Annotated in this window: 16 protein-coding genes; 8 read left to right on the forward strand and 8 right to left on the reverse strand. The window is 69.2% G+C overall.

Going from position 1 to position 13,555, the window contains the following annotated elements; translation table 11 throughout:
- Window positions 1-69: 69 nt before the first annotated feature.
- Entirely contained in the window at window positions 70-978 is a 909-nt protein-coding gene (gene dapA / locus D5S18_RS14935; protein WP_120041369.1) for a 4-hydroxy-tetrahydrodipicolinate synthase, read from the reverse strand.
- 152 nt (window positions 979-1,130) lie between these two features.
- Between dapA and D5S18_RS14940 the strand changes: the two genes are divergently transcribed.
- Complete coding sequence (locus tag D5S18_RS14940) at window positions 1,131-1,583, forward strand: hypothetical protein (RefSeq protein ID WP_120042151.1); 453 nt, start codon at window positions 1,131-1,133, stop codon at window positions 1,581-1,583.
- 48 nt (window positions 1,584-1,631) lie between these two features.
- Here the strand turns inward: D5S18_RS14940 and D5S18_RS14945 are convergent, their stop codons facing one another.
- The 6 genes from D5S18_RS14945 to D5S18_RS14970 all read right to left on the reverse strand — a co-directional run bounded on the left by D5S18_RS14945 (window position 1,632) and on the right by D5S18_RS14970 (window position 6,846).
- On the reverse strand, window positions 1,632-2,831 hold the full coding sequence (locus tag D5S18_RS14945; protein WP_120041372.1) for a winged helix-turn-helix domain-containing protein: 1,200 nt from the start codon (window positions 2,829-2,831) through the stop codon (window positions 1,632-1,634).
- A 31-nt stretch (window positions 2,832-2,862) separates the two neighbouring features.
- Window positions 2,863-3,882, reverse strand: a complete 1,020-nt coding sequence (locus tag D5S18_RS14950; RefSeq protein ID WP_120041375.1) for a DUF8320 family protein — start codon at window positions 3,880-3,882, stop codon at window positions 2,863-2,865.
- Window positions 3,875-5,152 carry a sensor histidine kinase gene (locus tag D5S18_RS14955; RefSeq protein ID WP_120041377.1) on the reverse strand — a complete coding sequence of 426 codons (1,278 nt, stop codon included), beginning with the start codon at window positions 5,150-5,152 and terminating at the stop codon, window positions 3,875-3,877. The genes D5S18_RS14950 and D5S18_RS14955 overlap by 8 nt, the downstream gene beginning before the upstream one ends.
- Window positions 5,149-5,835, reverse strand: a complete 687-nt coding sequence (locus D5S18_RS14960) for a response regulator transcription factor (protein WP_120041379.1) — start codon at window positions 5,833-5,835, stop codon at window positions 5,149-5,151. Before D5S18_RS14960 ends, D5S18_RS14955 begins: the two co-directional genes overlap by 4 nt.
- A gap of 206 nt (window positions 5,836-6,041) precedes the next feature.
- Entirely contained in the window at window positions 6,042-6,443 is a 402-nt protein-coding gene (locus tag D5S18_RS14965) for a flavodoxin family protein (protein WP_120042152.1), read from the reverse strand.
- An 85-nt stretch (window positions 6,444-6,528) separates the two neighbouring features.
- A complete protein-coding gene (locus D5S18_RS14970; RefSeq protein WP_120041381.1) occupies window positions 6,529-6,846 on the reverse strand; it encodes an ArsR/SmtB family transcription factor in 318 nt (105 codons plus the stop codon).
- Between the two features lie 92 nt (window positions 6,847-6,938).
- Between D5S18_RS14970 and D5S18_RS14975 the strand changes: the two genes are divergently transcribed.
- Genes D5S18_RS14975 through D5S18_RS14985 form a run of 3 tightly spaced genes read left to right on the forward strand, consistent with a single transcriptional unit; the run spans window position 6,939 to window position 10,117 of the window.
- Complete coding sequence (locus D5S18_RS14975) at window positions 6,939-8,141, forward strand: MFS transporter (RefSeq protein ID WP_120042153.1); 1,203 nt, start codon at window positions 6,939-6,941, stop codon at window positions 8,139-8,141.
- Window positions 8,142-8,172: 31 nt separating this feature from the next.
- Window positions 8,173-8,667, forward strand: a complete 495-nt coding sequence (locus tag D5S18_RS14980; protein WP_120041383.1) for a GNAT family N-acetyltransferase — start codon at window positions 8,173-8,175, stop codon at window positions 8,665-8,667.
- 40 nt (window positions 8,668-8,707) lie between these two features.
- Entirely contained in the window at window positions 8,708-10,117 is a 1,410-nt protein-coding gene (locus D5S18_RS14985) for a pentapeptide repeat-containing protein (protein ID WP_120041385.1), read from the forward strand.
- Window positions 10,118-10,160: 43 nt separating this feature from the next.
- Here D5S18_RS14985 and D5S18_RS14990 read toward each other — a convergent pair whose 3' ends face one another.
- Window positions 10,161-10,571: a VOC family protein gene (locus D5S18_RS14990; protein ID WP_120041387.1), complete on the reverse strand. Its 411-nt coding sequence runs from the start codon at window positions 10,569-10,571 to the stop codon at window positions 10,161-10,163.
- Window positions 10,572-10,744: 173 nt separating this feature from the next.
- Here D5S18_RS14990 and D5S18_RS14995 point away from each other — a divergent pair, with 173 nt between their 5' ends.
- The 4 genes from D5S18_RS14995 (at window position 10,745) to D5S18_RS15010 (ending at window position 13,522) form a co-directional block, all read left to right on the forward strand.
- Window positions 10,745-11,851 (forward strand): alcohol dehydrogenase catalytic domain-containing protein, encoded by a 1,107-nt coding sequence (locus tag D5S18_RS14995; protein ID WP_120041389.1) that lies wholly within the window; start codon window positions 10,745-10,747, stop codon window positions 11,849-11,851.
- Window positions 11,852-11,992: 141 nt separating this feature from the next.
- Complete coding sequence (locus tag D5S18_RS15000; RefSeq protein WP_120041391.1) at window positions 11,993-12,175, forward strand: hypothetical protein; 183 nt, start codon at window positions 11,993-11,995, stop codon at window positions 12,173-12,175.
- Between the two features lie 109 nt (window positions 12,176-12,284).
- Entirely contained in the window at window positions 12,285-13,031 is a 747-nt protein-coding gene (gene dapB, locus D5S18_RS15005; protein WP_120041394.1) for a 4-hydroxy-tetrahydrodipicolinate reductase, read from the forward strand.
- 32 nt (window positions 13,032-13,063) lie between these two features.
- The gene (locus tag D5S18_RS15010) at window positions 13,064-13,522 is read left to right on the forward strand and encodes a hypothetical protein (protein ID WP_120042154.1); all 459 of its coding nucleotides are present in this window, start codon (window positions 13,064-13,066) and stop codon (window positions 13,520-13,522) included.
- The last annotated feature ends 33 nt before the right edge of the window (window positions 13,523-13,555 follow it).

Raw genomic sequence — 13,555 nt, forward strand, 5'->3', positions numbered from 1 at the left:
GCACCTCGCTGACACTCGACTTCGGCAGATCCGAAGCGGGCTGTGACATGGTTGACTTTCTCCGTTCGTTCACGAAAGCACCTCCGCCGCACGCAGATCCGCGGTCAACGCGGCCATCTGCTCGGCATCGGGCATGAGTTGGGGCAGGCGCGGCTCGCCGACCTCGACCCCGAGCAGGCGCAGGCCCGCTTTACTGAGTGCCACTCCCCCGATGCGGGCCATGGCCGCGTTGATGGGCAGCAGACTCGCGTTGATCTCCCTGGCACGGACCACATCGCCCGCGAGGTAGGCCGCGCGCAACGCGACCAGCCGCTCCGGCACCAGATGTCCGATGACACTGATGAATCCGGTCGCCCCCAGGGACAGCCAGGGCAGGTTCAGGGTGTCGTCGCCGGAGTAGAAGGCCAGATCCGTGGTGGCGATCAACTCCGCGCCCGCGTTCAAATCGCCCTTGGCGTCCTTGACCGCGACGATGCGCGGATGTTCGGCCAGGCGGCGCAGGGTCTCGGTGGCGATCGGGACCACCGAGCGCGGTGGGATGTCGTAGAGGGTGACCGGCAGGTCGGTCGCGTCGGCGACGGCGGTGAAATGCGCCAGCAGACCCTCCTGGCTGGGCCGCGAATAGTACGGGGTGACGACCAGCAGGCCGTGCGCGCCCGCACGCTGGGCATTGCGCGCCAGCTCAATGGAATGCGCGGTGTCGTAGGTACCCGCACCCGCGATGACGGTGGCGCGCGCGCCGACCGCGTCGACCACGGCGTGCAGCAGATCGAACTTCTCCGAATCGGTGGTGGTCGGCGACTCGCCGGTGGTGCCGGAGATGGCGAGCAGATCGACACCGCGCTCGACCAACCGCGCCGCAAGCTCGACGCCGCGATCGACGTCGAGCTTGCCCTCGGCCGTATAGGGGGTCACCATCGCCACACCTACCGTGCCGGACGCGTGCAGCTCCGCCCGCGTCGATTCAGCGTTCGTCATGGTCAGCAAGGCTACCCGGTCGGTAGGGGGTCCTCGACATCGCGGCATCGGCGCGGATGCCAGAAGTTCGCCGGCGGCGATGACAGCACGACTTCCTTGAATGACGTCATGTTTGGCGTCACAATGGTGTCATGGAACAACCTCGACACGTCATTGATCTGAACAACTACACCGACCGCCTGCGCGCCGACCTCATCGCCGCCGCCGCCCTCGGCGATGAGAAGACCCAGGCCACGGCCGCCGCGCTGGCCGCGGCCACCGAGAATTCGACCCGACTGACCCTGCTCGCCGCACTGTCGGATCTGGCCGCCGAGGTGAGTGCCGCGCTCGACGAGCACAGCGTGCACATCGCCCTCGATGGCACCGACGCCGCGGTCGACGTCCGCCGCACCGCGCGCCCCGAACCGGACGACAACCCCTCCTTCGAGGAGATGACCGGCGATATCAGCCGCGTCACACTCCGACTCGTCGAACAGCTCAAATCGCGCGCCGAGGATGCCGCCGCGCAGAGCGGCCAATCGCTGAATTCATGGCTGTCCGGCGCGGTGAACGGCGCGCTGCGCGATCAGATGCGGCGCAACTACGGACCGCGCTCCGACGACTGAATCTCCCTGCGGGCAACGCCATTTCGACCCCCGACCGCGTTATCTCGGTCACAGCAGCGGTGCGAGATCGCCCCGCTCCCCGATGACCACCTCATCGAGCTCGAGCCAATCGGCCATTTCGCGCAGCGCACCGTTGAGCGCGTGCGCGGTGCGCGCCGTGCCCCGACCGGGTTCGGCGAACGCGCCCGGCACCAGCAGCCGGCCCGTGGACCGCTCGGCGCGCAGGTCGACCCGACCGACCAGCGCGCCGTCGAGCAGGAACGGGAAGACGTAATACCCGTGCACGCGTTTGGGTTCGGGCGTGTAGATCTCGATGCGGTAGTGGAAGTCGAACACGCGCTCGGTGCGCGGGCGGTAGAAGATGAGCGGATCGAACGGGCACAGCAGCGCCGCACCCGTGATCGCGCGCGGTGTCGCGGCCTCGGACCACAGATACGCCGTGCGCTCCCAACCCACGACCGCGACCTCGATCAACTCCCCCGCGTCGACCAGTTCGGCCACGGCGGGTTTGATCTGCGCGCGCCGCAGCCGGTAGTAATCGGCCAGGTCGGCCTCGGTGGCGATACCGTGCGCGGCGGCCGCGCGCCGCACCAACTCCCGCAGCGCTTCGGCCTCGGAGACGGTGCGCGCGAACACCTCCGGCGGGATGACCCGCTCGGTCAGGTCGTAGTGGCGGGCGAAACCCACCCGCTTGGGCACCGAGAGCGCGCCCGCCGCGAACAGCGCCTCACAGGCCAGTTTGGTATCGCTGAGATTCCACCAGGAACCCTTGGCGCGCGGGCGATCCAGTTCCAGATGCCGCTCCACCTCGCCCGCGGTGCAGGCCCCGAATTCGGTGAGCACCGCCAGAATGTCCTTGCCCAGGGTGGGATTTCGCTCCATCGCCCGGCGCATACCCGCCCAGCGACCGAATTCGTACTCCACCATCCGCCAGCGCAGCAGCGGCCAATCCTCGACCGGCAGCAGCGCCGCCTCGTGCGCCCAGTACTCCACCAACCTGCGCGGACGGCGCGCGCCGTCGGTCCAGGCGGCCTCGTCGAGCAGGGTGCGGTCGTAGGCGCCGATGCGGCTGAAAATCGGGGCGTAGTGCGCGCGCACCACGGCCGAGACCGAATCCAATTGCAACAGCCGGGTTCTGGACAGCACATCGAGCACCGCCCGCCTGCCCGCGGCGGCGGGTCTGCGCCGACCGAAACCCTGCGCCGCCAACGCCGTCCGCCGCGCGGCGGCCGCGCTCATCTTCCGCATCCGACCAACGATGCCGGCAGGCACCGACAGATCAGGTGGAGACGGTCACCACGCCGGCGGCGTCGATCTCGGTGCGCCGGTCCGCCACCGGCGCGTTCGCCAAGACGGTGGCCACGATGCGCCGACCCATCGGGAGCACCCTGATGGTGACCGAACCCGCGTTGGCGGCGTCGAGTTCGTGCGTGGCTGCGTCGATCACCTGCTGACGCACCCAGCGCGGCACCCCGGCGAATCCGCCGTCGTCGAGCAGCACCACCTCGACCCCGCGCGAACGTGCCCCGCGCGCGGCGCTGTTGAGTTCGTCGCAGACCAACTGCGGGGCGCGCAGTCCGTCGCGCAGTTCGGCTTCGAGCAGGCGGCACTGTTCGCGTTCGGCGGTGGCGAGTTCCACACCGTCGGCGATGCGCTCCAGGATCGGACGGGCCACCTTGTCCAACCGGGCCAGTTGCCGGTCGCGCTCGCCGTTCTCCGCCGCCATGGTGGCCTCGGCGGCGGCCCGCATGGTCGCCTCCTCGCGCAGCAGCCGCAGCGAGCGCTGGGTGGGCCGCATGATCGCCGCGAACAGCGACAGACCCGTGACCGTGACGATCGGCAGCACCGAACCGGTGAGCATTCCGGTCGCCGCGCCCTTCAGCACACCGGTCACCCCCACGACCACCGCGACGCCCGCCACGCCCACCCAGGCCGCGGCGACCCGGCCGCGCAGCACCAGGACGGCGAGGACGTAGGAGGAGGCGAACATGGTCCAAACCTGTTGCGGCGTGCCCTGTTTCAATCCGATAGTGGTCAACGCCGTAGCCACCGGAGCGGAGGCGACGACGAAAACCGTCGCGGGCCACGACAGCGGATCGATCGGCAGCACCAGCACGACCAGACCGGCCAATGCCAGCAGGACCAGCGCCGCGGCCGAGCAGCCGAAGGCGCCCGTGCCGAAATTGCGCATCATGTACAGCGCGATGGTGGCCTCGAGGATGAGCAGGAACAGCCAAGCCGATCGATCGCGCAGGCCGAGCAGATCGCGCAGACCGAATTCGGCGTCCGGATCAGCCATCGCTGCCCCACACCAGCGTGACCGTGGTGCCGTCGCCGAGCGCGGATTCGACGAATCCCGCACCACCCGAGAGTTGGCGCATCCGCCCGAGGATGCTGACCGAGATGCCGAGCCGATCCGGGGAGACCCGACCCATCTCGAAACCCACGCCGTCGTCGCGGAACACCACTCGGATACCGCCCGCGCTGACGGTCACGGTGACCGCGCGCCGCACGACCTGTCCCGGCACGCCCGCATGTCGCAGGCTATTGCGCACCGCCTCGGCCAGCGCGGCGGCGATCGCGGACGCGGCGGCCACCGGCAACCGCAGATCATCGAATCCGGGCCAGCGGCGGGCACTGAAGTCGATGCCCTCATTCAATTCGTGCACCGCCACGCGCAGGAAGCCGATGGCGGACTGGGCGTCGAGCAGATCCGGTTCGATATCGCCGCCGCGGGCCTCGTCGAGTTGACCGAGGGTGCGCTCGGCCTGCCTGCGCAGCACCGGTGATTCGGTGCCCGCACGCGAGGCGTCGAGCAAAGTGGACAGCACCGCGTCGTGGATGAGCGCGGCGAAACGGGCTCGCTCCCGGTCGCGGGCGGCCGCGCCCGCCACGGCGGCCGCGCGCCTGCTCTCCAGCGCCGATTCCCGATCCACCCTGGCCGCCGCCGCCCGCGCGTAGATCGCGCACCACAGGAACAGCGCGGCCAAACCCATGGCCCTGCTGAAATCGCCGACCACCGTCCAGGTCGAAACGCGCTGCACCACGAAGACATTCGCGATGGTCACCACCGTGCTGCCCAGTATCAGGTAGGCGACGGCGTAGCGCGGCGGCCAAGCGAGCACCGCCATCAACACACCCAAGACCAACAGCCGATACAACCAGAGACTGGCCATATCCTCGGCCGGAACCCGATAGGCGAAGGGCGCCACCACCGACGCCAGCAGGAATCCCGTCGCCGCCGCGGCCGCGACGGCCGCGATGACCTGGCTGCGCATACGCACCGACACCACCGCGAGCACCGGGCACAATCCGAAGGTGAGCAGCATGGTCAGCGCGATCCAGCCGATGCTGACCCCGATGCTCTCGGAGAGTATCTCCGGCAATTCGACCACCGCGGCCAACGTGCCGCCGATCCCGATCACCAGACCCATTCGACGCTGGATGCGGTCGGAGGCGGCCACGCCGAGAGTGGGTTCGCGGACCGGCGCCTCGACCCGCCCGCCATGGGCGCGCAGGCGCTCGAACAGCGCGGAGCGTGGGGCGTCCAGCATGCTGGACGCGATCATGAACGACTGTTTCGCTCGGGAACCGGTAGCCAGCCGTCCTCCACCGCGCGTTTGTAGAGATCGGTCTTGGTCGGCGCCGGACGACCCGCATCGGCGTACTTCTGCCGAATGCGCCCGAGATAGTCGTTGACCGTCTGTTCGGACAGGCCGGTGAGGCGCGCGACCCGCGAGGCCTTCTCCCCGGAGGCGTACAGCATGAGCACCTCCTCCTGGCGCGGGCTCAGGCCCACGTCGGGCAGTTGCGGATCACCGTCGATGGCGGCGGCCCAGTCCGTGGTGACCACCTGCTCGCCGGAGGCGGCCCGGCGCACCGCCGCGACCACCGTCGGCACGTCCTCGGATTTGCGGACCACGCCGAGCACCCCGGCCCGCGCGGCCGAGCGGACCAGGAACGCGTTGTCGGCGCCGGTGAAGACCAGCACCTCGACCCCTCGGTCGCGCAGGGCGCGCACATTGTCCTCGGGTGCGGAGCCGTCGGCCAGCCGCAGATCCAGCACGACCAGATCCAGTGGCGATTCGGTTTCCGCGGCGGCCAACAACTCCGGCACGGTGCCCGCGGTGAGCACCAGGTTCAGATCCGGTTGCGGGGCCAACATGGCGGCCAATCCGATGGCGACCGATTCGTGGTCCTCCACCAGTCCGATCCGCCGTGGGGTGCCTTCGCCCCCTTCTGCCCTCGTCACCTCGACACTCCAATCCCGAGCAACTCGGATAGTCCCCACCCGAACACTGTTTGGGTCAGTATGCCGGGCCGACCGCCCGCGTGGTCAGCCACCAGAATCTGGGGCCGCGCCTGCGGGTTGCCGCGACAGCGCCGCCGCCACAGCTACCCGCCGGCATTCCGGAGCGGAATCGCCTGTGCCGCAACGCGACGCCTCGAACCTACCGCTCACGCCATCAGTTGGGCGGCGATCATCGCCCCCAACTCCCAGCAGGATTCGATATCCGCCTTGGTGGGTTTCGCCGAGACTACGACATAGTCGGCGGCCTTGTTCCAGCCGAGTCCGGTGGTGATCGCGTCGATCGCCCGTTCGGCCCCCTCGGTGCCCTCGTTGCCGTGCAGGTAGGCGCCGAACGGACGACCGCGGGTGCTGTCGAGGATCTGGTAGTAGGCGCAGTCGAAGGCATGTTTGAGCGCGCCGCTGATATAGCCCAGGTTCGCGGGGGTGCCGAGCAGATAGCCGTCGGCCGCGAGCATTTCGGCGGGCGACACCGTGAGGGCCGGGCGACGCACCAGCGTCACGCCCTCGATCTGCGGGTCGGTGGCGCCTGCCACGACCGCCTCGAACATCGCCTGCGTGAACGGTGACGGAGTGTGGTGGACGAGCAGCAGTGTCGGCACGTCCAAGAGGGTAGGCCCTGTCTCGGACCCAACGTCAGTCCTGGTGGGCGCGGTTGGCGGCTTCGACGACCGAGCCGAGCAGACCGGGTAGTGCGGTCTCCACTTCGGCGGCACGCAGGCGCAGGTGGGGTTGGCCGTCGATGACGACGCGCTCGGCGACCCCCGCCTCGCGCAGGATCTTGAAGTGGTGGGTGGCGGTGGACTTGTTGATCGCCTCGTACAGGGCGCCGCAGCGCATGGGGCCGCCGCGATTGCTGAGTCTTCGCACCATCTCCAGGCGGACCGGATCCTGTAGCGCGCCGAGCACGACCGAAACCGGGGCCACCGGCGATATCTCCTCAGCTTGGATCATGATCTACCTCACTCCGGAGTTTGATGATCATCGTACTGACTATAGGCTCAATGGAGTTCGATCACTATCAAACCTACCTGATGGGAGCCGTGATGGTCGCGACGACCGCCCTCGGCGCCGGACACCGCACCGCACAACCCTGGGCCTATGCGCTGGTGCTGGCCGCCAGCGGCGTCGCACTCGGCGTCTCCGGCGCTCCCGCCCCCCTCTACGGGATCTACGAGCGGGAATGGCATCTGTCACCGCTCACCACCACCCTCGTCTTCGCCGTCTACGCGTTCGCGGCACTGGCCGCCGTCCTGGTCTCCGGGCGCATCTCCGATGTGATCGGCCGCAAACCGGTGCTGCTCGGCGCGTTCATCACCATGGTCGCCGGACTGGTCGTATTCGTCCTCGCCGACTCGGTCGCCATGCTGCTGCTGGCCAGAGCGCTGCACGGCTTCGCCGTCGGCGCGACGGTGGTGGCGGGCGCCGCCGCGCTGTTGGACATGCGGCCCGGACACGGCGCGCGCTCCGGACAGCTCAGCGGCGTGGCCTTCAATGTCGGTATGGCCGTGGCCATTCTGGGCTCGGCGGCGCTGGCGCAGTACGCGCCGCATCCGCTGCGCACCCCGTACCTGGTCATCACAGTGCTGTGCCTGCTCACCGGCATCGGCGTGCTGGCGCTGCGCGAACCGCACACCGCCCGCGCCGCCGGACGCATCACCATCGCCAAACCGGCCGTACCGCAGGAGATTCGCGCCGACTTCTGGTTCGCCGCGATCGGCGTGATGGCGGCGTGGTCGGTGCTCGGCGTGCTGCTGTCGCTGTATCCGTCGCTGGCGTCGCAGCAGACCGGCATCCACAACCTCGTCTTCGGCGGCGCGGTGGTCGCCTCCACCGCCACCGCGGGCGCCATCTCCCAACTGCTCGCCACCGGCATCCCGGCGCGGCGAGCGGCCGTGATCGGCGATATCGGGATGGCGGTCGCGCTGCTTGCCACCATTCCGGCACTCGCCACGCACAGTTGGGTCGCGGTGCTGGCGGCGGGCTTCGCTCTCGGCATCACCTTCGGACTCGGCTTCGGCGGATCGCTGCGGCACCTGGCCGATGTGGTGCCCCAGCACAAGCGCGGCGAGACCATGTCGGCCTACTACCTGCTGGCCTATACGGCGATGGCGCTGCCCACCCTGATCGCGGGCTGGGCGGCCACCACCTGGGGGCTGAGCCGAGTGTTCCCGTGGTTCGTCGTGGTCGTCGCCCTCGCCTGCCTGCTCGCGGCCGGTCTGGGCGCGCGCGGCAACCGGAGGGTCTGAGCCCCTTGGTGATTCGCGCGAGAATACGGAGATGATCACCACACGCCGACTCGGCGAATCCGATTGGGAACTATTCCGCGACCTGCAACTCGCCTGTCTGCTCGACGCGCCGTGGGCCGCGCGGGTCACCTACGACCAGGCGGCGCGGCGCTCGCAGACCCAGTGGCGACACAAGCTGATCGAGTTGACCATGTACGCGGCCTTCCGCGACGACGTGCCCATCGGGACGGCGGGCGCGTGGGTCGCGCAATCCGAACCACCCGAACTGGTTTCCATGTGGGTCACCCCTGGCGAGCGCGGCCGCGGCGCGGCCGATCTGCTGGTGCGAGCGGTGCTGGACTGGGCGCGCGAGTCCGGCTTCGCCCTGGTCGCGCTGTGGGTCCTGGAGGACAGCGTCCGCGCCCAGAAGGTGTATCAGCGACACGGATTCGCCATGACCGGACGGCGCATGACCCGCGAACAGGACGATCGATTCGACGTGGAGATGACGCTGGATCTGGCGAATCACCAAGCCGCGCATACCTGATCTTGTTTCGCCCGCGCGCCCGCGCGGCTACCATGCGCACATGAGATGGGGGCGGTTCGACAACCGGCTGCATCACTCGGGTCTGCTGTACTCGGTGCTCGGCATGATCACGGGTGGATTGTGCTTCGGGGTGACGATCTGGTGGGCGTTCTCGCGGACCTACGGGGTGCGTCCCGAGCCTGCCGGCGCGGGAGAGCTGCTCAGAATCGTGGGCTCCGTCGTGGTCGCGGTCTTCGGCTTGGTCACCGTGGTTGTGACCTACCGCCGCCAGCGCGATTCCGAACGGGGACGTTTCGCTCAGATATTCGGCGCGGCGGCCAAGCAACTCGGCGATACCGATGTCGCCGTGCGCATCGCCGGGGTCTACGCGATGGCCGGTGTCGCGGACGAGTTCCGCTCCCACGGCCGCAGACAGCAGTGCGTGGATGTGCTGTGCGGATATCTGCGCCTGCCCTTCGATGCCGAGGGCGGCGCCGATCACCTCGTCTCGCGCAAGGAATCGGTCGAGGAGTCCGAAGTCAAGGTCGAGCGGACCTACCAGTTCCGTCAGAACGACAGCGAGGTGCGCGGCACCATCGTGCGGGTGATCGCGGCCCGGCTGCTCCGCTCGGCCGAGATCTCCTGGTCGCACTGCGATTTCGATTTCACCGGCGCGGTGCTCGATCAGCTGGATCTGCGGCACGCGGTGCTGTCGGGACGGCATATCTCCTTCGCGCGCTGCCGATTCCTGGGCGCGACCCAGTTCGAGCACGCCACCTTCGACGGCCCACACACCACCTTTCGCGGTGCGGTCTTCAAAGGCGGCCCGGTGAGCTTCGAACAGGCCCGCTTCGGTGCGGCTCGCCCCGAGCGGAGCGAATCGCGCGGCACCGGAACGATTTTCGACGAGGCCGTCTTCGAGGGTCAGGTCTCCTTCGAAGGGGCGATCTTCCGAGGTCCGCGCACCCAGTTCCAGGGGACCCGATTCCTCGGCTCCCGAACAGCCTTCCTGGAGACGGCATTCCGCGCCGAACAGACCTCCTTCGAACGCGCGGGCCTCGACGGCGAGCACATCGTCTTCCGCGCCGCCGAATTCTCCGGCGCCACCATCACCTTCACCGGAGCCCAGTTCTACGCGGCCACCACCACATTCGACGAGGCCAGGATTGGGGCCGCGCCGCGCCTGCGCGCACGGGCCACCAGGGAGACCGATTTCCGCCGCGCCGAATTCCACGGCTCGCTGACCTTCGCCCGCACCGTCTTCGCGGGCCGCGCGGTGGATTTCACCGAGGCCGACTTCTTCGGCGAGATCTCCTTCGCCCAAACGAAGTTCGCGGCCACCGATATCCGCTTCGATCGACCGAAGGCGTGGGTGGGGACCCGCTTCGACTGGGATGACAATCCCTTGGCCAAACCGGCTGTGGTGAAACCGAATCCGTGGCCGCCGACACCGACGGATCCGACCCGATGACCACGGCGCGGGGCAGTGTCCGCGAACGCCGCCCCGCGATCGGTCAGCTGGGCCAACCCCCATACGGGACCGTGAGCAATTCCAGGAAGTGGCCATTGGGATCGGCGAAATAGACCCCTCGACCACCATCGTTGTGATTGATCTCGTTGACCCCGACCCGGCGCGGATCGGCCCAGTGCGGCAGGCCGTACCGCTGGATCTTGGCGTAGGCCGCGTCGAACTCGGCCTCCGAGATCAGGAATGCGTAGTGCTGGGGCGCGATCTCGGTGACCTGATCTTCCGAGGACGCTGCGGGCACCTGCGCGAAATCGAAGGTCGCACCGTTGGCCACCTTGATCGGAATGAACGGCCCGAACTCCGCGCCGACCGGCAAATCCAGGATATCGCCCCAGAATTCGGCGGTCGCCCTCTTATCGTGACATCCGACAATCGTGTGATTGAACTGAACGGACAGTGGAATTCTCCTAAGAGTAGTGACGATCCCGACCCCGGACCGGTGCGAGTCGGCCTACGGGGGTGAACGAGCGCTGGGAGCATCGCCGCACTTCCAGATTAGTGAGCGGAGTCGGGTGCTGACAACACCGAAGGCCCGCGCGGGACGCGCGCCGCGGCAGGTAGCGTCGGGACATGAGGATTCGTGGAGCCGTCTTGGAGCGCATCGCCGCGCCCGCCCCCTTCGCCGATTCGGCGCCGATCACGGTGTGCGAACTGGAACTGGACGCGCCCGGTCCCGGTGAGTTGCTGGTGCGCATCGAGGCGGCCGGACTGTGCCATTCGGATCTGTCGGTGGTGGACGGCAATCGGGTGCGTCCGGTGCCGATGCTGCTCGGCCACGAGGCGGCGGGCATTGTCGAGGCCGTCGGCCCCGGCGGCTCGGATCTCGCGGTCGGACAGCGCGTGGTGATGACGTTCCTGCCGCGCTGCGGGGCGTGCGCGGGTTGCCACAGTGACGGAAAGACGCCGTGCGGTCCCGGCAGTGTCGCCAATAACGCGGGTGAACTGCTTGGCGGCGGCAGACGACTGCACCGCGACGCCGCCGAGGTGCACCATCATCTGGGCGTGTCCGCCTTCGCCACCCACGCGGTGGTCGATCGACGTTCGGTGGTGCCGGTCGAGGCGGACGTACCACCCGAGGTGGCGGCGGTTCTCGGCTGCGCGGTGCTGACCGGCGGTGGCGCACTGCTGAATTCGGCCCGCCCCGGCCCCGAGGATCGCATCATGGTGGTGGGGCTCGGCGGTGTGGGGATGGCCGCGCTGCTGGTCGCGGTGGCACTGGGCGGCAAGGAGATCATCGCGGTCGACACCGTGCCGGAAAAACTGGCACTGGCGAAAGAGTTGGGCGCCACGGCGGCGCACACGCCCGCAGCGGTGGCCGAACTCGGCGTGCAGGCGGAAGTGGTGGTCGAGGCGGCGGGCAATGTGCGCGCCTTCGAGACCGCCGTCGCCGCGACCGCGCCCGGCGGGACGACGGTCACGGTCGGACTGCCCGCGCCGGACGCGCGGGCCACTATCTCGCCGTTGGCGCTGGTGGCTCAGGGGCGTTCGATCGTCGGCAGCTATCTCGGCTCGGCGGTGCCCGCGCGCGATATTCCCGAGTACGTGCGGATGTGGCGGGCGGGGACGCTGCCGGTGGAGCGGCTCGTCTCGGCCCATATCGGACTCGACGAGGTCAACCGCGCCATGGATGAACTGGCCGCCGGGCACGCCCTGCGGCAGGTCATCGTGTTCGACTGATCACAGAGGCCCTGGGTCGGACTTCGACACAGGGCCTATCCATCCATCGCGTCGACGAAACGCACCAGCAGCCGGGCGAATTCGGCGCGTTCGCGCGGGGTCCACGCCGCCATGGCGGCGGCCATCGCGCGCCTGCGGCCGATGCGCTCCGCCGCCGGGAGCGCGACCATCGAACTGACCGACACCGGACGCGCGACCCACCGGCAGGCGGCGATCCTCGCCGATGCCCGACGCCGGGATCTGGTGCGCGGACTCACCGAGGATCAGTACGTCGCGACCGTGCGCGTCCTCGAGCACATGGCCGAGAACATCCGCCAGGCATGACCTCCTACCGCCCGCCGATTCGCCGCCGACCCGGCTCGATAAGCTGGAGCCACCATCGCGCGCCCTGCTCGGGCGGGGTCGCGCGCGACATGCGGAACTGGGAGGTGCGGTGACGATTCGGGTCGGAGTGCTCGGGGCGCGCGGCAAAGTCGGCCGGGCCATCTGCGCGGCGGTCGAGGCGGCCCCCGATCTCGAGCTGGTCGCCGAGGTCGACAAGGACGACTCGCTGGAAACCTTCACCGCTGCGGGCACCGAGGTCGTGATCGACTTCACCCACCCGGATGTGGTGATGGGCAATCTGAAGTTCCTGGTGGCCAACGGCATCCACGCGGTCGTCGGCACCACCGGCTTCGACGCGGCCCGCCTGGACGAGGTGCGCGGTTGGCTGGCGGGCAAACCGGAGGTCGGCGTGCTCATCGCCCCCAACTTCGCCATCGGTGCGGTGCTGTCCATGCGCTTCGCCGAACAGGCCGCCCGCTTCTTCGAATCGGTCGAGGTCATCGAGCTGCACCACCCGAACAAGGCCGACGCGCCCTCGGGCACCGCCTACCGCACCGCCGGACTCATCGCCGCCGCCAGGGCGCGGGCGGGCGCCGGCCGCAGCCCCGACGCCACCAGCACCGAACTCGACGGCGCGCGCGGCGCCGATGTCGACGGGGTGCGCGTGCACTCGGTTCGGCTGGCGGGCCTCGTCGCCCACCAGGAGGTGCTGTTCGGCACCCAGGGCGAGACCCTGACCATTCGCCACGACTCGATCGACCGCACGTCCTTCGTCCCCGGCGTCCTGCTGGGCGTGCGCTCGATCGCCGCCCGCCCCGGCCTCACCGTCGGCCTGGACCCCCTACTCGACCTGTGAACGCCACCGCGCGGCCGAGCCGCGGCATCGTCATGGCCATCCTCTATCTCGCCTTCCTGGTCGCGGCGATGGCCTACTACTTCGTCTGGCTCGGTGGCAAAGCGATCTGGCTGTTCCAGCAGGGGGATTTCGCGCTCACACTGCTCGGTATCGGCATTCTCATCCTGCCGTTCCTCGGAGTCTGGGTGGTGGCGACCAGCATTCGCGCCGCCCTGGCCCACCAGCACCTGGCCCGCCGCATGCACGACGAGGGCCGCGAACTCGACACCTCCGACCTGCCGCGTCGCGCCTCCGGCCGCATCGAGCGCGCCGCCGCCGACACCCTGTTCGAACAGGTCAAACAGGAGTGGGAGGCCGCTCCGGACGACTGGCGCAACTCCTACCGGGTCGCCCGCGCCTACGACTACGCGGGCGACCGCACCCGCGCCCGCGCCGCCATGCGCCGCGCGGTGGAACTCGAACGCCGGGAACGCCGTGCCGAATCGGCTTGAGCGCGATGCATTTTCGGATCGGTGCCGAGAAAC

This window comes from Nocardia panacis, assembly GCF_003598715.1.
In the GTDB taxonomy this organism is placed as follows: Bacteria; Actinomycetota; Actinomycetes; order Mycobacteriales; family Mycobacteriaceae; genus Nocardia; species Nocardia panacis.

Excerpts from the sequence above, each read along its gene's own strand:
- dapA (WP_120041369.1), bottom strand. The coding sequence starts at position 978 with ATGACGAACGCTGAATCGACGCGGGCGGAGCTGCACGCGTCCGGCACG.
- D5S18_RS14945 (WP_120041372.1), bottom strand. The coding sequence starts at position 2,831 with ATGCGGAAGATGAGCGCGGCCGCCGCGCGGCGGACGGCGTTGGCGGCG.
- D5S18_RS14950 (WP_120041375.1), bottom strand. The coding sequence starts at position 3,882 with ATGGCTGATCCGGACGCCGAATTCGGTCTGCGCGATCTGCTCGGCCTG.
- D5S18_RS14955 (WP_120041377.1), bottom strand. The coding sequence starts at position 5,152 with ATGATCGCGTCCAGCATGCTGGACGCCCCACGCTCCGCGCTGTTCGAG.
- D5S18_RS14965 (WP_120042152.1), bottom strand. The coding sequence starts at position 6,443 with ATGTTCGAGGCGGTCGTGGCAGGCGCCACCGACCCGCAGATCGAGGGC.
- D5S18_RS14970 (WP_120041381.1), bottom strand. The coding sequence starts at position 6,846 with ATGATCCAAGCTGAGGAGATATCGCCGGTGGCCCCGGTTTCGGTCGTG.
- D5S18_RS14975 (WP_120042153.1), top strand. The coding sequence starts at position 6,939 with ATGGTCGCGACGACCGCCCTCGGCGCCGGACACCGCACCGCACAACCC.
- D5S18_RS14980 (WP_120041383.1), top strand. The coding sequence starts at position 8,173 with ATGATCACCACACGCCGACTCGGCGAATCCGATTGGGAACTATTCCGC.
- D5S18_RS14985 (WP_120041385.1), top strand. The coding sequence starts at position 8,708 with ATGAGATGGGGGCGGTTCGACAACCGGCTGCATCACTCGGGTCTGCTG.
- D5S18_RS14995 (WP_120041389.1), top strand. The coding sequence starts at position 10,745 with ATGAGGATTCGTGGAGCCGTCTTGGAGCGCATCGCCGCGCCCGCCCCC.
- D5S18_RS15000 (WP_120041391.1), top strand. The coding sequence starts at position 11,993 with ATGCGCTCCGCCGCCGGGAGCGCGACCATCGAACTGACCGACACCGGA.
- D5S18_RS15010 (WP_120042154.1), top strand. The coding sequence starts at position 13,064 with ATGGCCATCCTCTATCTCGCCTTCCTGGTCGCGGCGATGGCCTACTAC.